Origin of the sequence: Microbacterium caowuchunii (assembly GCF_008727755.1) — a bacterium.
GTDB lineage: Bacteria > Actinomycetota > Actinomycetes > Actinomycetales > Microbacteriaceae > Microbacterium > Microbacterium caowuchunii.
Genome location: NZ_CP044231.1, coordinates 1,208,444 through 1,230,087 on the forward strand (window position 1 = coordinate 1,208,444; position 21,644 = coordinate 1,230,087).

The following is a 21,644-nucleotide window of genomic DNA, read 5'->3' on the forward strand; positions in this document are numbered from 1 at the left end:
GCTCGGAGCATGACGAGCGGCCGCGGATTCCACGGACCCGCCGACCTGCACCTGCACTCCACGTACTCCGACGGGACCGAGCCGCCCGCGGATGTGATGCGCTCTGTGCATTCCGCGGGCCTTCGCACCGTCGCCCTGACCGATCACGACACGACCGCGGGCTGGGCGGAGGCCGCGCCCGCCGCCGTGTCGCTGGGGATGACGCTGCTGCCCGGCATGGAACTGAGCGCCCAGCACGGCTGGCGCAGCGTGCACCTGCTCGCGTACCTGTTCGATCCGGAGGATGCGGCGCTCCTCGCGGAGACGACCCGCATCCGCGAGGACCGGATGGGCCGTGCCGAGCGCATCGTCGCGAACATCGGACGGGACTACGACCTCACCTGGGACGACGTGCTCGCTCAGACCACGGCGGACGCCACCGTCGGCCGCCCGCACATCGCGGACGCCCTCGTGGCGCGCGGGATCGTCGCCGATCGCTCCGCCGCGTTCGCCACCGTGCTGCACCCGCGTCAGGGCTACTACGAATCCCACTACGCTCCGGACCCGGTCACCGCCGTGGATCTCGTGGTGGCGGCGGGGGGCGTGCCGATCATCGCGCACCCGACGCCCGCCGGACGGGACCGGATGATGCCGGTGCCGGTGCTGGAGGAGCTGATCGCCCACGGGCTGGCGGGTTTCGAGATCGACCACCGGGAGAACACGGAGGCGGGCAAGAAGGTCCTGCGCGACCTCGCCCGCCGGCACGATCTGATCGTGACCGGCTCGAGCGACTACCACGGCGCCGGCAAGCCGAACCGCCCCGGCGAGAACACGACGAGCGAGGAGATGGTCGCCCGGATCATCGAGCGCGCGCACGGAAGCGCCCCCGTCTCGCCGTAGCGAGCCGGGGGCGCGGTGCGTCGGAGACGCCGCTCGGGTCAGGACGCGGCGGGCGCCCCATCGGGACGCGGGCCGCGGCGGCGGCGACGCCGGGACGCCGTGGCCTTGCCGTCGTGGTGCTCGGTGCCGCCACCGTCGTGCGTGCCGCGGCCCTCGAGCGGCGGGGCGTCCTGGGTCGCGACCGGTGCACCATCGGTGTCGGAGGCGGCTCCGCGACGGCGGCGACGCCGGGGCGCGTCGGAACTCTCCGCCGGCCGCGACGCGGACACGGTGGGGACGCTGCCGGTGGCGCCGGCGACGGGGAGCTTGCGCAGCCGGCCCTTGGTGCCGACCGGGATGCCGAGGTCCTCGAACAGATGCGGGCTGGACGAGTAGGTCTCGGTGGGCTCGGGCTGACCGAAGTCGAGGGCACGGTTGATCAGGGCCCACTTGTGCAGGTCGTCCCAGTCCACGAAGGTCACGGCGATGCCGGTCTTGCCGGCACGGCCGGTGCGGCCGACGCGGTGCAGGTACGCCTTCTCGTCATCCGGGATGGTGTGGTTGATGACGTGGGTGACGTCGTCGACGTCGATACCACGGGCGGCCACGTCGGTGGCGATGAGGACGTCCTTCTTACCCGCCTTGAACGCCGCCATGGAGCGCTCGCGCGCCTCCTGGCTCATGTCGCCGTGCACGGCACCCGCGTTGAAGCCGCGATCGTTGAGTTCGTCCACGAGCTTCTGCGCGGCACGCTTGGTGCGTGTGAAGACGACGGTCTTGCCGCGGCCCTCGGCCTGCAGGATCCGGGCGATGACCTCCTCCTTGTCGAGCGAGTGCGCCCGGTAGACGAGGTGGCGGATGTTCGCCTGCGTCAGACCCTCGTCGGGGTCGGTGGCGCGGATGTGGATCGGGTTCGACATGAACCGGCGGGCCAGGGCGACGATCGGCCCGGGCATGGTGGCGGAGAACAGCTGCGTGTGACGGACCGGGGCGACCTTCTGGAAGATCTTCTCGATGTCGGCGAGGAAGCCGAGGTCCAGCATCTTGTCGGCCTCGTCCAGGACGACCTCGGTCGCGTTGGAGAGGTCCAGGAGCCGCTGGTTGTTCAGGTCGATGAGTCGCCCGGGCGTACCCACGACGATCTGCGCGCCCGCCTTGAGCTGGTCGATCTGCCCCTCGTACGCCTTGCCGCCGTAGATGGCGACGACGCTCGTCGAGCGGTTCGAGGTCAGCATGTCCATGTCCTCGTACACCTGCACCGCGAGTTCGCGGGTGGGGACGACGATCAGCGACTTGACGCCGGGCGCCGGGTCGAGGCCCAGGCGCTGGACGACGGGGATGCCGAAGCCGAAGGTCTTGCCGGTGCCCGTCTTGGCCTGGCCGATGATGTCCTGGCCGGGCAACGAGAGCGGGATGGTCTGTTCTTGGATCGGGAATGCATCGACGATGCCGCGCGCGGTGAGGGCGTCGATGATGTCCTGGTCTACGCCGAGTTCGGCGAAGGTCGTCACGATATGAACCTGTCTGGTCGAGGGCGGTGAGAGTCCGCCGGCGGTAGTCCACGCCCTCTTCTCGGCACAGGCGCGGTGGCCCCGGTCCGATGCCGGGGCGCAAACCCACGATACCCGAGCCGTAGGCTGTACCGCGTGTGGGATTGGTTGCGACGTCGCCGTGCCCCCGCGGTGCGCGCCCTCCGGCTGCGTTCGCGCGGCGACCTGGACGGCGCCGTCCGCGTCGACTTCGCGGAGCTCGCCCCCGAGGTGGACATCTTCCTCGGGCAGGCCGCCTACCTGCAGCTGGGGTTCTTCGAGACGCTCAGCGAACTGATCTCCGCGACGCCCGAGCTGGCGCGGAAGGAATCCCTCTCGCGTGCGGCGGGGGCGGCCCTGCGCAAGCACGAGGCGCTGGTGGCCGTCATCCGTGAGCGCGGTGACGATCCCACCGCCCTCATGCTGCCGTTCCGCGAGCCGCTGGACGCCTTCCGGACGGCGACGCACGGCGTGCATCCGCAGGAGACGCTGATCTCGGTGCACATCACGGCGGGCATGCTCGACGACTTCTACGTCGCCCTGTCGGCCAGCTACGGGGAGACCGGACGCCGGGTCGCCCGCACCCTCGAGGCGGACGACGACCGCCAGGTGATCGTGGAGATCATCAAGGACACGATCGCGTCTGACCGGGAGTGGTCGTCGCTGCTGGCCATGTGGGGGCGCCGGCTCGTCGGCGACACGCTGCTGATCGCGCGGTCCGCGTTGCGCCGCACCGGTGACGGGGCGGCGCTGGAGGAACGCGTCGAGCCGGTGTTCACGCAGCTGATGGCCGCGCACGCCCGCCGGATGGAGTCCATGGGCCTGTCCTCCTGACCATTCCGTCGGGACGGCGGCGCGGGACGGCGGCGCGGGACGACCTGTTCTAGGCGATCCCGAGACGCTCGGCGGTGCGGGCGTCGCGCGTCCGCCGGGAGCGCGTCAGCAGGGCGATACCGGGAACGACCACGATCGCGGGGACCAGTGCCGAGGCGAACCAGATGAGCGGGTTGTCCGTGCCCATCCCGGCCCAGGTGAGCGCGAGCCAGACGGCACCGCCGACCAGCGTCCCGGCCACGGGCGCGAGCGCCGCACCGCGCAGCTCGCGGCCCGGCAGGACGAAGTGGGCGATCAGGCCGACGGCCGCGCCGAAGACGAACGCGAGGAGGATCTGCATCGGATCAGGCGACGAAGCCGATCCGGCGCGTCTCCTCGGTGCCCAGCTCGATGTAGGCGAGCGCGGCGGAGGGGACCAGGTAGGAGTTCCCCTTGACGTCGGTGAATCCGACGAACGGGGCACCTTCGCCGAGGGCGTCCGCGACGGACTTCTTCACGACGTCGGCGGGCTGGTCAGTCTCGAAGTTCAGTTCGCGGCCGGTGTTAGCGATGCCGATGCGGATCTCCACGGATGTGCCTCTCTGGTCGGACTCGGGGACGTGTCGAGCCTAGCGGCCCTCCGCCCGCCCGGACTCGCGCGGGGATGGCGGCGCGCACGCTGTGGGCGAACGCATGTCCGTGCCTCGGGTTAGCGTTGCGGTGATGGAAACCGTGACCGCGCGCACCGGGGCTGCTCCGGCATCCGAGCAGCTCGCCTGGGACGACGACCAGGTCGCCGTGATCTCCCGGGGTCCGGCCGCCTCCGGCGTCGTGGTCGGTGCCCCCGGTAGCGGCAAGACCGCGGTCATCGTGGCCCGCGCCGCCGCGCTCGTGGCGGGCGGGCTGGATCCCGACGCGGTCCTCGTGCTGACGCCGACCCGGCAGACGGCGACGGCACTGCGCGATCGCCTCTCCCTCGCGATGGGTCGCGCCCGCTCCGGGCCACCCGCCCGGTCGCTCGCCTCCCTGGCCTTCGAGATCGTGCGTGCGTACGACGTGCAGCAGGGGCAGCCGGCTCCCCGGCTGCTGACCGGTGCCGACGACGACCAGATCGTGCACGAACTGCTGCGCGGCGATGAGGCGGACGAGGCGGAGGGCCTGCCGTCGCGCTGGCCCGAGGGCTTCGGGGCGGCGGTCCGCTCCTCCCGGGCGTTCCGGAGCGAGGTGCGCGCGTTCGTCGCGGAATGCACGGCTCTCGGCATCACGGCGGGGGATCTGGTGGAACTCGCCGATCGCTGCGAGGTGCCGGTGTGGCGGGCGCTGGCCGGGTTCATCGCGGAATACGACGACGTGCGTGCGAGCCTGCGCGCCGCCCATCGTGACGCGGCGGGGCTGGTGGACGAGGCCGTCGCCCTCGTCCGACGCCTCGACCACGCGGACCCGGCCTTCGCCGCCGTCCGCCGGCTGCGCGCCGTGCTCGTCGACGACGCGCAGGAGCTCACCCTCGGCGGGGTGGCGCTGCTCGAGGCCCTGCACGACCGCGGGGTGGCGGTGACCGCGTTCGGCGATCCCGACATCGGGTCCGGGGTGTTCCGCGGCGCGCGGCCCGAGCATTTCGCGCGCCTGGCCGACGCCCTGGGCGGGGCGTCCGTGCTGCGGACGGTGCACCGCGGCACGCCGGCCCAGGAGGACGTGGTGCGCACCGTCACGCAGCGCATCGGGGCGGCCGGGATCGTGGCGCACCGCGCCGCACCCCGGATGACGGGCGCCGACGACTCCGTCCGGGTGCTGCTGGCGCGTTCCGCGGTGGAGGAGCATGACGCGATCGCCCGGCTGCTGCGGGAGCGGCACCTCCGGGACGGCGTGCCATGGCATCGTTGCGCGGTCATCGCCCACGATTCCCGGCAGGTGGCGACGCTCGAGACGGAGCTTTCCGCCCGTGAGGTGCCGGCACGGGCGCCGGGGCTCGTCGAGCCGTTGGGACGCCGCGGGTGCGTACGCAACCTCGTCGGCGTGATCGGGGCCGCGGCGGACGATGCGGTGGCGGACCCGGCCGAGACGCTGCTCGCGGCGGGACTGGACCCCGTGGACCTCCGTCGCCTCCGCGCAGCGCTCCGGCAGGCGGAGATCGCGGCCGGGGGAACCCGCAGCGCGCGGGAACTCCTGGCGTCGGGACTGCGCCATCCGACCGAGCTGGTCCTGCTGGGCACACGCGAGGCGCTCCGCGCGGCGAAGGTCGCCGAGACGCTGGCGCTGCTGCGCACCCAACTGGACGAGGGCGCGAGCGCGCATCAGCTCGTCTGGACGGCGTGGTCGCGGAGCGGCTTCCAGCGGGTCTGGGTGCAGACGGCCGCGGGGAACGGGCCTCTCGCCGAGCAGGCCGGGCGTGACCTCGACGCGATCGTGGCACTGGTCCAGGCGGCCAAGCGCTTCGGCGAGCGGGCGGAGGACGGCGGGGTCGCGGACCCGATGGTCTTCGTGCGCGGCATCCTCGACAGCGATGTGGCCGAAGACCTGTTCACGGTGCCCAGCAGCCGCGAGCGCGTCCAGGTGCTGACCCCCACGGCGGCGCTCGGTCTCGAGTTCGACACCGTGGTGATCGCGGGTCTCCAGGACGGCGTGTGGCCGAACACGCGGTTGCGGGGGACGCTGCTGCAGGGCTGGCGGCTGTCCGAGGCGCGGCTGCCGGATGCGGTGCCGTCGTCGTCGCTGGACCGTCGCCGGGAGGTGCTGCACGACGAACTGCGGTTGTTCGCCCGGGCGCTGTCCCGGGCCGAACGGGCGCTCGTGGTCACGGCCGTCGACGACGACGCGCACGCGCCCAGCCCCTTCCTCGAGATCCTGCCCGACGCGGTTCCCGCGCCGGTCGTGCACCCGCTGTCGTTGCGCGGACTGGTCGCGGCGCACCGCCGGATGCTGTCCTCGCCGGGATCGTCGGCGGCTGCGCGCGAGCACGCGGCGGCGCAGCTGGCGCTGCTCGCCGACGCCCGCGTGGCGGGGGCGCATCCGGATTCCTGGTACGGGATCGTGGAGCCGAGCTCCACGGCGGCATTGCGCGATCCGCGGGCGGAGAGCGTGCGCGTGTCGCCGTCGCGGGTGGAGGCTCTGGAACGCTGCGAACTCGACTGGGTCATCGGGGATCTCGGCGGCGACCCCGGGACGGTCACGGCGGGTCTGGGCACGCTCGTGCACCACGCGCTGGAGACGGCGGGACCCGACGCCGAATCGCTGTGGGCCGCGGTCGAGTCGCGGTGGAGCGAGCTCGAGTTCGAGGCGCCGTGGCGCGAGCGGGCCGAACGGGCCCGCGCCCGCGACCTGGTGCGCAGGCTGGCGGCGTATCTGCGTCAGTTCGAGGCCGCCGGCGGGCGGCTCCTGGGGGCGGAATCGCGGTTCGAGGTCCCGCTGCCGTTCGCGGGCGATCCCGAGGCGCAGCCGATCATCCTCTCGGGGACCATCGACCGGGTGGAGGCGACACCGGACGACCGCGTGGTGATCGTCGATCTGAAGACCGGGAAGAGCGTGCCGCACACGGACGCGAAGGTCGCCGATCATCCGCAGCTGGCCGCCTACCAGGTGGCGGTGGCGGCGGGCGCGGTCCCCGACGCCGGCGGGCGGGAGGGCGCGGGGGCGCGGCTGCTCGTCCTGCAGCCCGGCACCCGGCACGACTTCACGACCCCGACGCAGCATCCGCTGGACGAGGGCGCGCGCGCGGCGTTCCTCGCCCGGCTCCAGACGGCCGCCGCCGTGATGAGCGGCGCGGCGTTCCGCGCACCGTACGAGGAGCATTGCCGGGACGACTTCGGTCACGGTCTATGCCGCATCCACACCGTGCCTCCGGTGAGCGCCTCGTGACCGGCCGGATCAGTGCCGCGGCGATCGCCGCCGCCCTCGGGCAGTTCCCGCCGACGGACGAGCAGACCGCGGTCATCGAATCACCGCTCGGACCGGCATTGGTGATCGCCGGTGCGGGGAGCGGGAAGACCGAGACGATGGCCGGCCGCGTCGTCTGGCTGGTGGCCAACGGCATCGTCCGCCGTGATCAGGTGCTGGGGCTCACCTTCACCCGCAAGGCCGCGGGCGAACTCGCGGAGCGCATCCAGCACCGGCTCGCGCGGCTGGCGGAGTTCGAGCGCCGCGGCCTCCTCGAGCGCCTCGAGGATCTGCACCGGAGCGGCGCTCTGGCCGTGTTCGCGGAACTCGAGAGAGCGGGCGCGGGCGAGGATGCCCGCCGCGCCGCCCTCGATGCGCTCGTGGTCCCGGGCGGCACCCCGCAGCCGGAGGTCCCGGCGGTGGACGATCTGCTGGACCGCCCCACCGTGGCCACCTACAACAGCTTCGCCGATGCGATCGTGCGCGAGCACGCGGTGCGGATCGGACGTGACGCCGAGGCCGTCGTGCTGTCCGAATCGGCGGCCTGGCTGCTGATGCGGCGGGTGGTGCTGACGTCGGAGGACCGGGAGCTCGACGGGTACGACGGGGCACTGCGCACGCTGATCGACAACGCGCTGCGCGTGGCTCGGGACAGCGTGGACAACCTGGTCGACCTGGCGGAGCTGGAGCGGTTCCCGGAGCGGTTCCGGGACGTCCTGGAACGGCCATCGGAGACCGCTCGGACCACGGTGTACGCCGAGGTGCGGACGGATGCCGCGGCGGTCGACCGCCTGGCGCTGTTCGCCCGGCTCGCCCGGGCGTACGCCGAGCGCAAGCAGCGCCTCGGCGTGATCGATTTCGCCGACCAGGTCGCGGGAGCGTACGAGATCGCCCTGGCCGACCCCGGCGTGGCGGCCGAGCTCCGCGACCGTTACCGCGTGGTCCTGCTCGACGAGTATCAGGACACCTCCGTCGTGCAGACGCTGCTGCTCGCGCGGCTGTTCGCGTCCACGGCCGTCATGGCGGTGGGGGACCCCAACCAGGCGATCTACGGATGGCGCGGGGCGAGTGCGGGGAACCTCGAGGGGTTTCCGGCTGCGTTCGCGCCCACCACGGGTTGCGCGCGCTTCAGCCTGCTCACCAGCTGGCGCAACAGTCCGGCGGTGCTCGCCGCGGCCACCGCCGTGCTCGCGCCGCTGACGGCGCGCTCGTCCGGGGCTGTGGGGGAGCTGCGTGCCCGCCCCGGCGCGGCACCGGGAGACGTGCGTATCGAGGCGCGGACCGACCTCGACGCCGAGACGGAGGCCGTGGCCGCCTGGTTCGCGGAGGTCCGTCGCGAACGGGCCGCCCGCGGCGAGACGACGACCGCCGCCATCCTCTTCCGGGCGAAGCGTCACATGCCGCGGTTCGCGGAGGCGCTCGCCCGCCACGGCATCCCGTACCGGATGCTGGGACTGGGCGGGCTCCTGACCACTCCCGAGATCGTGGACATCGTCAGCGCGCTCCGGGTGGTCAGCGACCCGGCGGCGGGATCGTCCCTCATCCGGCTGCTCTCCGGTCCGCGCTGGGCCATCGGCGTGGCGGACCTCGCCCGGCTGGCCGACCTCGGCCGCCGGATCGCCCGGCACGATGCGGGTGGGGCGCCGGTCGACGCGGATGTGCTGGCGCGCCTGCGCGCCACGGGGGCGGAGGACCGCGGGTCGTTGATCGACGCGCTGGACTTCTTCCTCCGTCACCGTGCCGACCACGGCTGGCTCGCGGAGTTCACCCCCGCGGGACGTGAGCGGCTGCGGGACGCGGCAGCCGTGTTCGCCGGACTCCGTCAGGCCGCCGGGACGCTGCCGATCCCCGAACTCATCCGCGCGATCGAGATCGAGCTGCGGCTGGACATCGAACTCGCCGCCAACGAGACGCGGGGACCGGCGCGTACCGCCTCCGCGCAGGTCCGCGCCTTCGTGGACGAGGTCGGCGCCTTCCTCTCCGCCGACGAGCACGGCAGCATCACGAGCCTGCTCGCGTGGCTCGACCACGCCGAACGGAGCGATGACCTGGCGCCCCGCACGGATCCGCCCGAGCCGGACGTGGTCCAGCTGCTCACCATCCACGGCTCCAAGGGGCTGGAGTGGGACGCGGTCGCCGTCGTGCGCCTGGTGGAGGGCGAGCTGCCGACGGCGCCGCGGGAGACGCGGGGCTGGCTCGGTGCGGGGGTGCTGCCGTACGAGTTCCGCGGCGATGCCGCGTGGCTCCCGGTCTACGAATGGTCGGGAGCGCAGTCGCCCACGCAGCAGGCCCTGCGACGTGCCCGCGAGGCGTTCATCGAGGCGCATCGTCGGCGCGCCCTCGACGAGGACCGCCGCCTCGCCTACGTCGCCGTGACCCGGGCGCGCGACCACCTGCTCCTGACCGGGTCATTCTGGGCCGGGACCAGCAGGCCGCGTCCGCTCAGCCCCTTCCTGCGCGAGATGGGGGAGGCCCTGGGCCTGCCCGTGCCCGAGGAGGACCCGGGGGAGAACCCGTACGCGGACGTGGTGCGCACACTGACCTGGCCGATCGATCCGCTGGGCGCCCGGCGCCCCGCGATCACCGCAGCCGCGTCCGCCGTGACGGCCGCGCTCGCCGCGCCCCGGGTGGAACCGGACGAGGAGCTCGCGCTCCTCCTGGCCGAACGCGAGGAACGGATGCGTCCCACTCCGGGCCATGCCCCGGTCCGCATCCCCGCCTCCGCCTACAAGGACTTCGTCGCGGACTACGCGTCCGCGGTCGCGGCGGTGGAGCGCCCCCTCCCCGAGCGCCCCTACACCGAGACGACGCTCGGCACCCGGTTCCACGCCTGGGTGGAGCGCCGGGCCGGGATGAGCGCCATGACGTCCCTCGATGACGCACTGTGGGACTCCTCGGAGGACGGCGATCCGGCGGGCGCGGATGCGGACGCCGCGTTCGACCGTCTGGTCGACACGTTCGAGCGGTCCGAGTGGGGGCCCCTGCAGCCCATCGAGGTCGAGACCGAGATCGACTTCCGTCACGTCGGGCTCGACGGCCGGCCGCACGTCGTCGTCTGCAAGCTCGATGCCGTGTACCGGCGGGAGGACCGCGGCGGCCGCATCGAGATCGTGGACTGGAAGACCGGACGCGCGCCGCGCAACGCGGACGAGGCGCGGGAGCGCATGGTGCAGCTGGAGCTCTACCGGCGCGCCTATCACGAGCGCCACGGAGTGCCGCTGGACGAGATCGACGTCGCGCTCTACTACGTGGCGGAGGACCGCGTCATGCGGGGGTGAGTCCGGCGTCGTCCGGGCGGATCAGGACTCGCTCCATCGGCGGAGCGCCGCGCGCGACGCCCGTGCCGCTTCGTCGTGATCGTCGCCCTCGGCCGGGGAAGCGTTGTCGGTACCGGTCGCCCGCTCCGCCGCTCCGTCGACTGCGGCGTCCTCCGGGACGGACGCGGATGCGGTCCATTCCGACAGATCCACGGGCAGGGTGGGGATCGCCCCGCTGTCGGCGTCCTCGTCGCGCGCGGAGCGCTCCGCATCCGCCAGATAGGCGCCGAGAGCCACCGGGTCGTACGCGTCGGTCTGCATGGACGTGTCGATCGTCGACTCCTGCGCGCGCGGGACGCGATCGAGCAGCGCGATGGCGTCGTCCACGTTGCGGGCGTCCGGACGGACGATGTCGGAGTCGGCGGTGGCATCGGCCAGGGAGGCGAGCAGGCGTTCGGCGTCCTGCAGGATGACCTCGTCGTCCTCGTCCGCGCCGTGGACGAGCCACTTCGCGAACTCGAGTTCCGCGAACAGCTGAGCGCGTTCGGCCAGGTACGGGTCCCCGGCGCGGCGGGAGGCCCCCGCGTACGCCTCGTGCACGGCGGCGGCCGCATCCGGCGCGTTCGCGACCCAGCGCAGGTCGACGGCCGGGTCGCCCACGGACAGGCCCTGCCAGTCGAGGAGACCGCGCACCACGGGGACGTCGTCGTACTCGGCGAACACGAACGATGCCGGGTCGAGCCCGCCGAGGACAACGGTGGCTTCGAAGCGCCACAGCGCGTCGTCGTCCAGGGCGCGGCGCCACCGCTCGTGGAGCGGGGAGGGGACGCGGCGGGTGGCGATGGCGCGGTCCACGAGTCGCGCTGCCTCCGCCCGTACCTGGTCGGCGCTCCGGGCGGGGAAGCCCTCCGCCCGGATGACCGTGACGGGGAGGTCGTGCACGGCGGCGATGGCGGTCCCGAGCAGCGAGGCGAAGCCGGGCCCGGCGGGGACGTCCGCCGCCTCCACGCGGTAGCCGTCCAGGAAGTCCACGACGATCGCCCGGCCGCCGCGTACCGCGGTCTCGCCGAGCAGCGCGGGGACCTGGAACGGCAGCAGGCTGCGGACGCCCGCGGACAGCGCCTCGAGGACCCGTGCCTCGGCGATCAGACCCCGGCCGGCGTCGTCGTCCTCGCCCACCCGGACGACCACCTGCCGGCCGTCGTCCAGATCTGCGACGGCCGAGGCGATGCGCCCGTGTTCGGACGTGCCGAGCGGACGGATCCCGACGACGTTCGCTCCCGGCAGTGCCGCCGTCACCGACGCGGCTAGAGTGAGAGGTGAGCGTGGCATGCCCTCAGGGTAGGTCGATCGGCCGGGCGGATCCCGGCGCCACGCCCGTCGAGGAGGTATCGGTGACCGCATCCGGAGCCCCCGCACCGGCGTTCGCCCGCGAGGGGATCGACCGGGCCGCCGCGGAACGTACGCGACCGGGACTGCTGGACGACCTGCGCCGCGACCCCCGTACCCGGGTGCTCGTCGTGCACGGCGACCGCGTCCCCGTCACGGAGGGCCCGCGTCTGCGTCTGCTCGCCCCGCAGGACGTCACGGACGCCGCCGAGTGGGCGTTCCTCGGGCGGGACGGCGAGGCGGGAGTCATCGCCGCGATCCTCCCGGCGGACGCCGACGCGCCGGGGATCGCGCCGGCACGCTGGGAGGCGCTCCGCGTCGTGGGCGGCGAGCTCGGCACGGACGACGCCGGGATCGCGGTCGAGGCGCTGAGCCTCGCGCGCTGGCTGCTCGGGGCGCCCTTCTGCTCCGCGTGCGGCACCCGCACGGAGGTGGTGCAGGCCGGCTGGGCCCGGCATTGCCCGGGATGCGGACGCGAGCACTTCCCGCGCACCGACCCGGCGATCATCGTCGCCGTCACGAGCGCCGACCGGCCGGAGCGACTGCTGCTCGGCTCGAACGCCGCCTGGGCGCCGGGACGCTATTCCTGCTTCGCCGGTTTCGTCGAGGCGGGCGAATCCCTCGAGGCCGCCGTCGTCCGCGAGGTGGCGGAGGAGGCAGGAGTCGACGTGGTGGACGTGCGGTACCGCGGTTCGCAGGCGTGGCCGTACCCGCGCTCGCTGATGCTGGGCTTCCACGCCGCGGCGCGCAGCGACGACGCCGCGCGCGCGGACGGCGAGGAGATCGTGGAGATCCGGTGGTTCACGCGGGAGCAGATCGGCGCGGCGTTCGCAGGCGAGGGTGACGTGACACTGCCGGGCACCGCCTCGATCGCCTATCGGCTCATCCGTGACTGGTACGAGGGCGCGGTATGAGCGAAGTCGCGCTCGAAGGGCTCGACGAGCATCAGCGTGAGGCCGTGCTCGCCGTGCGCGGGCCGGTGTGCGTGCTCGCCGGTGCCGGTACCGGCAAGACCCGCGTCATCACCCGGAGGATCGCGTACGGCGTGGAGAGCGGCACGTACTCGCCCGGGCGGGTGATGGCCGTGACCTTCACCGCGAAGGCCGCGGGCGAGATGCGCGGCCGCCTGCGCGCCCTCGGGATCGACGGCGTCGCGGCACGCACCTTCCACGCGGCGGCGCTGTCGCAGCTGAACTTCTTCTGGCCGCAGGTGGCGGGTTCGCCCGCCCCCGCGATCGTCGACAACAAGGTGCGCCTGCTCGCACAGGCCGCCGAGACCATCAAGCTGTCCCCGGACACCGCGACACTGCGCGACATCGCCTCCGGGATCGAGTGGCGCAAGGTCACGATGCGCAGCGTCGACGCCTTCACCGAGGCGCGCCCGAACGGCGTGGGCACCCTCACCGCGCTCCAGGTGCGGGACGTGCACCTCGCGTACGAGAAGCTCAAGGACGCCCGGCACCAGCTGGACTTCGAGGACGTGCTGCTCGCGTGCGCCGGCATGATCGAGGCCGAGCCGCGCGTCGCGCAGGCCGTCCGCGAGCAGTACCGGCACTTCACGGTCGACGAGTTCCAGGACGTCTCGCCCCTGCAGAACCGGCTGCTCGAACTGTGGCTCGGTGAGCGCCGGGATCTGTGCGTGGTGGGCGATGCGAGCCAGACGATCTATTCCTTCGCCGGCGCGGACGCGGGGCATCTGCTCGGTTTCACCCGTCGCTATCCCGACGCGCGCCAGTTCCGGCTGGAACGGAACTACCGCTCCGAGCGGCCGGTGCTGGTGACCGCCAACGCGCTCATGCGCGGTCGGCCCGGAGCGTTGCAGCTCGTGACCGAGCGTGGCGACGAGGCGCCTCCGCCGTCGCTGGTGCGCTACGACGACGACGCGCACGAGGCCGCGGGAGTCGCTCGCCGCATCCGGGCACAGCTCGATGCCGGGGCGGATCCGCGCCAGATCGCCGTGCTCTACCGCTCGCACGCGCAGTCCGCGGAGGTGCTGGCGGCGCTCGCCGACCAGGGGATCCCGACGAGTGTCCTCGGCGGCAAACGGTTCTTCGACCAGCCGGAGGTGCGGCAGGCGGTGATGGCCCTGCGCGCCGCCTCCGTGGCCCCGCTGGAGAGCGGGTTCCGCGACAGCGTGCGCGACGTCCTGCGCTCGTTGGGGCTCACCGACGAGCCGCCGCCCGCCGGCGGGGCGCTGCGCAACGCCTGGGAGGCACGCGCGGCCCTGCTCGCCCTCGCGGACGAGGAGCCCCCCGGGGCGACGCTGCGATCGTTCACGGACAAGCTCATGGCCCGCGCCAAGGACCAGCACGAACCCTCGCTCGCGACGGTGACCCTGGCCACCCTGCACGCGGCGAAGGGGCTGGAGTGGGACCACGTGCACCTCATCGGGATGAGCGAGGGACTGCTGCCGATCTCGTACGCGCAGAGCTTCGAGGCCATCGACGAGGAACGGCGGCTGGCGTACGTCGGGATCACGCGGGCCGCGCGTACGCTCTCGCTCTCGTGGGCGGAAAGCTCCGGACGTTCGATGCGCCAGCGATCGCGGTTCCTGCAAGAGATCGGCAACCGCATTCTGGATGAACGCTCCGCTCGGCCCACGTCCGGCGCAGCTCCCGCGCGGAGATCGTCACCGCGTGGGTCCGCGCCCGGGGCCCGGCAGACCCGCTGAGGAACCGCTCGGCGACGCCGAGCGTCTCGGCGAGGAACGCGGCCGGCACAGATTCGGCACGCCGGGACAGCAACTGGGCCGCCACCACGGGCCACGCCGGGTCGGCCGCTCGGCGGTAGGCGTTCGCGCAGTCTAGGCAGGGGCCGTCACCGGGGATCAGGAGAGGGCCGATCGTAGCGCGGTCGCCGGCGAAGACGACGGGCAGATGCGCCAGACCGTCACGCGCGACCGCGCGCGCCTGTGCCGGGTGGACGAGATGCGCGGCCATGAGCAGCACGGGAGCGCCGCGCTCGGGCGACGGCGCCAGATCGAACGCGGCGGACAGCATGCCGGCGGCGTCCGCGCCGACCGGATGGGGAAGGTTCGGTGCGACGTCGAGATGGATGCGCCCTCGCGCGCGCTCTTCGAGCAGGACCGGGCGCAGCCGATCCAGGAACGAGCGGGCCGCGCCGGCGGAGGCGCCGTGTGCGATGGCGATGGACACGGCGTCGGAGCGGGTCGCTCCGGCGCCCAGCACGTGCACCACGACCTCCTGCCACGGCTGCGGATCGGCGATGACGAGGACGGGCTCGAGGCCGAACTGCAGGGCGGACTCGTCCCGCCACGCGGGCGGGTGGGCGGGATCCAGGCGGAGCATCCCCCGATTGTGCGCCCGGTGCCCGCCGCCGGTCCGCTCTCCACAGGAGTCCTCCCCCGAACGGATCGGGGGAGGACAGGTCACACCGGGGAGGGGCCCTGCGGTCCGTCGTCGTGGCCGTCCTCCGGCTCGGGCGATCCCTCGCCCTTCTCCTCGGCCAGCAGCGCGTCCAGTGCCTCGTCGAACGCGTCGCGCTCCGGCGCCTCGCCGCGGGCACGCGCGGCAAGACGCGCGATCAGGTCGGCGGGATCGTCGATGTCCTCCGACGAGGGCATCATGTCCGGGTAGTCCCACAGGGCGTCCCGTGCGGCGACCCCCACCGCATCCGTCACCGCACGCCACATGGCAGCGGCCTCGCGCATGCGCCGGGGACGCAGCTCCAGTCCGACGAGGGACCCGAGCGCCTTCTCCGCGGGGCCGCCCACGGCCCGGCGGCGACGGACGACTTCCGCGACGCGATCCGCGCTGGGGAGCCGGGACGTCGCGTCCGCGGTGACGACCTCCACCCACCCCTCGATGAGGGCGAGCAGGTTCTCCAGGCGGGTGAGTGCCAGGGTCTGCTGCTCCGAGCGCTCGGGCAGCAGCGCCCCCGATTCGAGGGCGACGCGCAGCTCGTCCGGGTTCGACGGATCGAAGCGCTCCGCGAGATCCTCGAGGGCACTGGTGTCCACGCGGATGCCGCGGGCGAACTCGGTCACCTGTGCGATGACGTCCAGGCGCAACCAGCGCGCGTGCCGGAAGAGGCGCGCGTGCGCGAGCTCCCGTGCGGCGACGTAGAGGGCGAGCTGGTCCTCCGGGATCTCCAGCCCCTGCCCGAAGTCCGCGAAGTTCTGCGGCAGGATGGCCGCGGAACCGGCCGGCATCAGCGGGATGCCGACGTCGCCCCCGCTGACGACCTCCATGGAGAGGCGGCCGACGACCTGGCCGAGCTGGTTCGCGAAGAGCGACCCGCCGACCGAGCGCATCATGCGGCTGGCGCCCTGCATCATGCCCTTCATCTCCTCGGGCACCTGATCGGACAGCGTCGCGGTGAGGGCATCGGCGATGCTGAGGGCGACGGGTTCGGCGAGCTCGCGCCATACCGGCATCGTCGCCTCCACCCAGGCGCCGCGGGTGATGGCGTGTCCGGGCTCGGCGAGGTCCGAGATCGTGGTGGCCTCGCTCAGCCACAGCGTCGCGAGCGTGAAGGCCTGGTCGAGGTCGGCGCGCGCGCCGGATGCCACGCCGAGATCGCCCTGGTTCGCGATGTGCAGGGCGCGCCGCTGGGCGTCGTCCCAGGAGATACCGCCGTCGCCGGAGACGAACGCGGCCTGCATCTGGCTCATCATCTGCTGCATCATCGCCGGGTCGATGCCGAGGCCGGACAGCTGCTGGAGCTGGGCCGGGTCGAATCCTTCGGCGCCGAAGAGCTGCCGCAGGAGTTCCTGGAACTGCTCTTCCGGGCTGCGGTCGTCGTCGTCTGCCACGTCAGGCGCCTTTCAGCCGGGGGATACCGTCCCGATCTACGCTAGTGGCAGTGAAACATCGCACCGCCGGGCGAAGCCAGATCGCCGTACGCCGGCCGCGAACGGTCGGACGAAAGGCAGACGCGTGAGCTTGTTCGAACTCGAGGACGCCGGGGCGTCCCCGGCTCCGCGTCGACGGATGTCGCGGGCGACCCTCGCCGGCGTCTGGGCCCTCGTGGTGGCGCTGCTCGCGCTGCTGGGCATGTCGTTCCTGCCCAGCCCGTACGTCATCGAGCGGCCCGGCCCGGTCTACAACACCCTCGGCGAAGTGACCGACGCGGAGGGCGAGGACGTGCCGCTGATCACGGTGGTGGGGTCGCAGACGTATCCCACCGGAGGCAGCCTCGACTTGCTCACGGTGCAGGTGGTCGGGTCGCCGGAGCGGCGGCTGTCCTGGGTCGACGTCGCGCTCGCCTGGTTCGATCCGACCAAGGCCGTGGTGCCGATGGAGCAGATCTACCCGACCGGCCAGAGCTCCGAGCAACGGACCCAGCAGAACGCGACGCTCATGGTCGACTCGCAGCAGGACGCGACGGCGGCCGCCCTGCACTACCTGGGGTACGACGTCGATCCCCGGCTGGAGGTGTCGATCGTGGCCGAGGAGAGCGCCGCGGCGGGCGTGCTGGAACCGGGCGACGTGATCCTCGAGGTCGAGGGGGAGCCCGTGACGCGGCTCTCGGCCCTGCGGGAGACCATCAACGCGGGCGCGGGGGCTCCGGTGAGCTTCCTCGTCGAGCGCGACGGCCGGCAGGAGACCGTGTCGGTCACCCCGGACGAGGGGACGGGGGACGCCGCCGGCACCTGGCAGGTGGGGATCTCGGTCACCACCGTGTACGACTTCCCGATCGACGTGGAGATCCAGCTCAACAACGTGGGCGGTCCCTCGGCCGGGATGATGTTCGCGCTGGGCATGATCGACGTGCTCACGCCCGGCGAGCTCAACGGCGGCGCGCACGTGGCCGGCACCGGGACGATCGTGACGGACGGCACCGTCGGCCCGATCGGCGGCATCCGGCAGAAGCTCTGGGGCGCGGTGGACGTCGGCGCGGAGTACTTCCTGGCACCGAGCGACAACTGCGGCGAGGTCGCAGGTCACGTGCCGGACGGACTTCAGGTGTTCGCCATCGCCACCCTCGACGACGCCGTCTCGGTGCTCGAGGCGATCGCCGACGAGGCGCCGCTGGACGGGTTCCCGACCTGCGCCGCGGGCTGATCCTGGCAGTTCGCACAGCATCCGCTGGGCCGCGCCTGCCCACACGCTCCTAGGATGGAGGGGTGACCTCGACCTCAGCGCCGACGCCCGCCGCCCCGAATCGATCCCGCCGCGTGATCGCGATCTCGCTCGCCGTGATCGCCGCCATCGCCGTGGGCTTCTTCGTCTTCGCCAGCCTGTACGCCGAATGGCTGTGGTACGAGCAGCTCGGATACACCTCCGTGCTGCTCACCCAGTGGCTCGCACGGACGATCATGTTCGTGATCGGCTTCCTCGGGATGGCCGTCCCGGTGTGGCTGGCCATCCAGCTCGCCTATCGGCTCCGGCCGGTGTACGTTCGGCTCAGTTCGCAGCTGGACCGGTACCAGGAGGTCGTGGAGCCGCTGCGGCGCCTCGCCATGTGGGGGATCCCGATCTTCTTCGGCTTCTTCGCCGGATTCGCCGCGTCCGCCCAGTGGGAGACCACGGCGCTGTGGCTGAACGGTGTGAGCACCGACACCACGGACCCGCAGTTCGGCATGGACACCGGGTTCTACCTGTTCGGTCTGCCGTTCTACAGCGGCCTGCTCGGCTTCGCCTCCGCGGTCGTCCTCGTCTCGCTCCTGGTCACCGCGCTCGTGTCGTACCTCTACGGCTCGGTCCGGATCGGTCAGCGCGAACTGCGCATCTCCAAGCCCGCCCGCATCCAGCTCGCCGTGATCGCCGGTCTCTACCTCCTGCTGCAGGCAGCGAGCCTCTTCATGGACCGGTTCCGCACGCTGATCGCGCCCGGTGAGCGGATCACGGGAGCGAGTTACACGACCGTCAACGCCACGATCCCCGGACTCACGATCCTCTCGATCGTCGCGGTCCTGGTCGCGATCCTCTTCTTCGTCACCGCGATCATCGGCCGCTGGCGCTACCCGCTGATCGCGACGGCGCTGCTGGTCATCACCTCGATCGTGGTGGGCGTCGCCTACCCGTGGATCGTCAACACCGTCCAGGTGCGGCCGAACCAGCTGGCGCTCGAGAGCGAGTACTACCAGCGCAACATCGACGCCACGCAGGCGGCGTTCGGCATCGACGGTCTGGAGAAGACCGACTACGACGCCGTGACCGACGCCGAGGCCGGCCAGCTGCGCTCGGACGCGGAGACGACCGCGTCGATCCGCATCATGGACCCCGCCATCATCCAGCCCACCATCCGGCAGCTGCAGCAGTACCGCCAGTACTACCGCTTCCAGGACCCGCTGGACGTCGACCGCTACCAGATCGACGGCCAGTCGCAGGACACGATCGTCTCGGTCCGCGAGGTCAACACGAACTCGCTCGGTGACGCCGCCTCCTGGCAGAACACGAGCCTGGTCTACACGCACGGATACGGCATGGTCGTCGCCAAGGGCAACGAGCGCACCGCGGACGGCGACCCGGTCTTCATCGAGAGCGGGATCCCCGCCGCCGGCTTCCTCTCCGAGAGCGACTTCCAGCCGCGCGTGTACTTCGGCGAGAACTCCCCGCTGTACTCGATCGTGGGCGCTCCGGCCTCCACCGCCCCCATCGAGCTCGACTACCCGTCGGGTGCCGACGGCGGCAGCGAGACCAAGACGACGTTCGACGGGGACGGCGGCCCGAGCATCGGGAACATCTTCAACCGCCTGATCTACGCGCTCAAGTTCCAGTCGGAGCAGATCCTGTTCTCGGACTACGTCAACGAGGAGTCGCAGATCCTCTACGACCGTGACCCGAAGCTCCGCGTGCAGAAGGTGGCCCCCTACCTGACGCTCGACTCCGACCCGTACCCGAGCGTCGTGGACGGCCGGATCGTGTGGATCGTGGACGGCTACACGACGAGCGACCAGTACCCGTATTCGACCGCGACCAGCATGGGCCAGGCGATCGAGGACGCGAACAACCCGTTGCCGCGCATCGCGCTGGACAACGTCAACTACATCCGCAACTCGGTCAAGGCCACGGTCGACGCCTACGACGGCTCCGTGACGCTCTACGCCTGGGACGAGGAGGACCCCCTGCTGCAGGCGTGGCAGAACGTGTTCCCGACCACGCTCGAGTCCGTCTCGGAGATGTCCGGCGACCTGATGAGCCACGTGCGCTATCCCACCGATCTGTTCAAGGTGCAGCGCGCGATGCTCGGGGTCTACCACGTGGACGACGCGCAGTCGTTCTACCAGCGCGACAACGCGTGGTCGACGCCGGCGGACCCGCAGAACCCCGACGTGAACCAGCCGCCGTACTACCTGACGATGCAGATGCCCGGTCAGTCGGCGCCGTCGTACTCGATGTTCACGAGCTTCATCCCCCAGTCCACCGGGACGGACTCCCGCAACGTGCTGATGGGCTATCTGGCGGTCGACTCCGACGCGGGTGCGCAGGACGGGGTGAAGGGCGAGGACTACGGCAAGCTGCGGCTGCTGGAGATCACCGCCAACACCACCATCCCGGGACCGGGTCAGGTGCAGAACACGTTCGACTCCGACCCGGCGATCTCCTCGCAGATCAACCTGCTGCGTCAGGGCCAGTCCGAGGTGCTCAACGGCAACCTGCTCACGCTGCCGGTCGGCGGTGGCCTGCTCTACGTGCAGCCCGTCTTCGTCCAGGCATCCAGCGGCACCCAGCTCCCGCAGCTGCGGAAGGTGCTCGTGGCCTTCGGTAACGAGGTGGCGTTCGAGGACACCCTGAACGAGGCGCTCAACGCCCTGTTCGGCGGTGAGTCGGGCGCGAACGCCGGTGACGAGGAAGTGGCGCCGGTCGAGCCGGGCAACGAGACCCCCGACGGCGAGACGCCGGCACCGACTGTCCCCGCGGCCGACTACCAGGCCGCCCTCGAGGACGCGCGTCAGGCTCTGCAGGACCGCCAGACGGCGCTGCAGGGTGGCGACTGGGCCGAGTACGGCGAAGCCGACCAGCGCCTCACGGACGCGATCAACCGTCTGCTGGAGCTGGAGGGCGAGGGCGAGGGCGAGTAGGCCCCGCCGGCAACGCACGAAGAAGCCCCCGCATCCTGTGCGGGGGCTTCTTCGTGCGGCGGTTCAGGACGTGAGCAGCGCCCACCAGATGAGCAGAAGCGTGACCCCGAACCCGGCGATCTGATTCAGCCAGAGGAACCGGCGCCAGCCGATGGTGGCGCGCTCGGCGGTCTCGTCCGTGATGCGGCGGTACGGCCACACCGCGCCGAGGTACAGCAGGGTCAGCACGGCGGCCAGCGGACCCGGCCAGCTCGTCGCCAGGACCACCAGGCCGGCGAGGGCGTAACAGATCAGCGCGAACCACACCGTCCACCGGGCGCCGCGGACGGTCGCGATCGAGGAGATGCCCGCCTCCCGGTCCGCCACGACGTCCTGCACGGCTCCGAAGGCATGCGAGGCCACGCCCCACAGGGCGAAGGCGGCGATGATCGCGACGAGCTGCGGGGTCCAGGCCGCCTCGGCCAGCACGAGCGCGTACACGGCGGGGGAGAAGAAGTGGATGCTGCTGGTCATCGAATCCGCGAAGGGCACCTCCTTCAACCGCAGCGGGGGCGCGGAGTAGAAGACCACGAAGAACATGCTGAGTGCGAGCACCAGCCACGAGGGCGGGGGACCGACGATGAGGAGGTAGACGAGGAACGGCAGGCAGGACAGTCCGGCCGCCCACAGCGTGATGGTGTGCATCCGTCGGTCCAGCACCGCCCCATGGGCGCCGCCCTTGCGCGGGTTCCGCAGATCCGATTCGTAGTCGAACACGTCGTTGATCCCGTACATGGCGAGGTTGTACGGGATGAGGAAGAACACCGTGCCGATGATGAGGGTCGCGTCGATCTCGCGGGTGGCCAGCAGATACGCGGCGGCGAAGGGGAAGGCGGTGTTGATCCAGCTGATCGGGCGCGACGAGACGAACAGCGTTCGCACGATCATGCCGGTGGTGCG

The 21,644-nt window shown here is 72.2% G+C and carries 14 protein-coding genes; 8 read left to right on the forward strand and 6 right to left on the reverse strand.

Annotated elements, in window-relative coordinates; all coding sequences use genetic code 11:
• The first annotated feature begins 9 nt into the window (after positions 1-9).
• Positions 10-879 (forward strand): PHP domain-containing protein, encoded by an 870-nt coding sequence (locus tag F6J84_RS05730; RefSeq protein ID WP_150972111.1) that lies wholly within the window; start codon positions 10-12, stop codon positions 877-879.
• Between the two features lie 38 nt (positions 880-917).
• On the opposite strand, the gene F6J84_RS05735 is transcribed toward F6J84_RS05730, so the two are convergent.
• Complete coding sequence (locus tag F6J84_RS05735; protein WP_150972113.1) at positions 918-2,369, reverse strand: DEAD/DEAH box helicase; 1,452 nt, start codon at positions 2,367-2,369, stop codon at positions 918-920.
• 135 nt (positions 2,370-2,504) lie between these two features.
• On the opposite strand from F6J84_RS05735, the gene F6J84_RS05740 reads away from it, so the two are divergent.
• Complete coding sequence (locus F6J84_RS05740; RefSeq protein ID WP_420846178.1) at positions 2,505-3,221, forward strand: ferritin-like fold-containing protein; 717 nt, start codon at positions 2,505-2,507, stop codon at positions 3,219-3,221.
• Between the two features lie 49 nt (positions 3,222-3,270).
• Here the strand turns inward: F6J84_RS05740 and F6J84_RS05745 are convergent, their stop codons facing one another.
• Positions 3,271-3,561, reverse strand: coding sequence for a hypothetical protein (locus tag F6J84_RS05745; protein WP_150972115.1), 291 nt, complete (start codon positions 3,559-3,561; stop codon positions 3,271-3,273).
• A 4-nt stretch (positions 3,562-3,565) separates the two neighbouring features.
• Entirely contained in the window at positions 3,566-3,790 is a 225-nt protein-coding gene (locus tag F6J84_RS05750; protein WP_150892150.1) for a DUF3107 domain-containing protein, read from the reverse strand.
• 133 nt (positions 3,791-3,923) lie between these two features.
• Between F6J84_RS05750 and F6J84_RS05755 the strand changes: the two genes are divergently transcribed.
• Together F6J84_RS05755 and F6J84_RS05760 are read left to right on the forward strand one after the other, a co-directional pair.
• Positions 3,924-7,052 (forward strand): ATP-dependent helicase, encoded by a 3,129-nt coding sequence (locus F6J84_RS05755; RefSeq protein ID WP_150972117.1) that lies wholly within the window; start codon positions 3,924-3,926, stop codon positions 7,050-7,052.
• Positions 7,013-10,348, forward strand: a complete 3,336-nt coding sequence (locus F6J84_RS05760) for an ATP-dependent DNA helicase (protein ID WP_150972119.1) — start codon at positions 7,013-7,015, stop codon at positions 10,346-10,348. Before F6J84_RS05755 ends, F6J84_RS05760 begins: the two co-directional genes overlap by 40 nt.
• A gap of 21 nt (positions 10,349-10,369) precedes the next feature.
• Here the strand turns inward: F6J84_RS05760 and F6J84_RS05765 are convergent, their stop codons facing one another.
• Entirely contained in the window at positions 10,370-11,659 is a 1,290-nt protein-coding gene (locus F6J84_RS05765; protein ID WP_150892152.1) for a phosphotransferase, read from the reverse strand.
• 62 nt (positions 11,660-11,721) lie between these two features.
• Between F6J84_RS05765 and nudC the strand changes: the two genes are divergently transcribed.
• Positions 11,722-12,630, forward strand: a complete 909-nt coding sequence (nudC, locus tag F6J84_RS05770) for an NAD(+) diphosphatase (protein WP_150892153.1) — start codon at positions 11,722-11,724, stop codon at positions 12,628-12,630.
• Positions 12,627-14,387, forward strand: a complete 1,761-nt coding sequence (locus F6J84_RS05775; RefSeq protein WP_150892154.1) for an ATP-dependent helicase — start codon at positions 12,627-12,629, stop codon at positions 14,385-14,387. The genes nudC and F6J84_RS05775 overlap by 4 nt, the downstream gene beginning before the upstream one ends.
• A 717-nt stretch (positions 14,388-15,104) precedes the next feature.
• Here F6J84_RS05775 and F6J84_RS05780 read toward each other — a convergent pair.
• Positions 15,105-16,490, reverse strand: coding sequence for a zinc-dependent metalloprotease (locus F6J84_RS05780; protein ID WP_150892155.1), 1,386 nt, complete (start codon positions 16,488-16,490; stop codon positions 15,105-15,107).
• Positions 16,491-16,614: 124 nt separating this feature from the next.
• Here F6J84_RS05780 and F6J84_RS05785 point away from each other — a divergent pair, with 124 nt between their 5' ends.
• Together F6J84_RS05785 and F6J84_RS05790 are read left to right on the forward strand one after the other, a co-directional pair.
• On the forward strand, positions 16,615-17,742 hold the full coding sequence (locus F6J84_RS05785; protein ID WP_150972121.1) for a YlbL family protein: 1,128 nt from the start codon (positions 16,615-16,617) through the stop codon (positions 17,740-17,742).
• A gap of 62 nt (positions 17,743-17,804) precedes the next feature.
• Positions 17,805-20,705, forward strand: coding sequence for a UPF0182 family membrane protein (locus tag F6J84_RS05790; RefSeq protein ID WP_150972123.1), 2,901 nt, complete (start codon positions 17,805-17,807; stop codon positions 20,703-20,705).
• A 63-nt stretch (positions 20,706-20,768) separates the two neighbouring features.
• On the opposite strand, the gene F6J84_RS05795 is transcribed toward F6J84_RS05790, so the two are convergent.
• On the reverse strand, positions 20,769-21,632 hold the full coding sequence (locus tag F6J84_RS05795) for a prenyltransferase (protein WP_150974709.1): 864 nt from the start codon (positions 21,630-21,632) through the stop codon (positions 20,769-20,771).
• Positions 21,633-21,644: the final 12 nt, after the last annotated feature.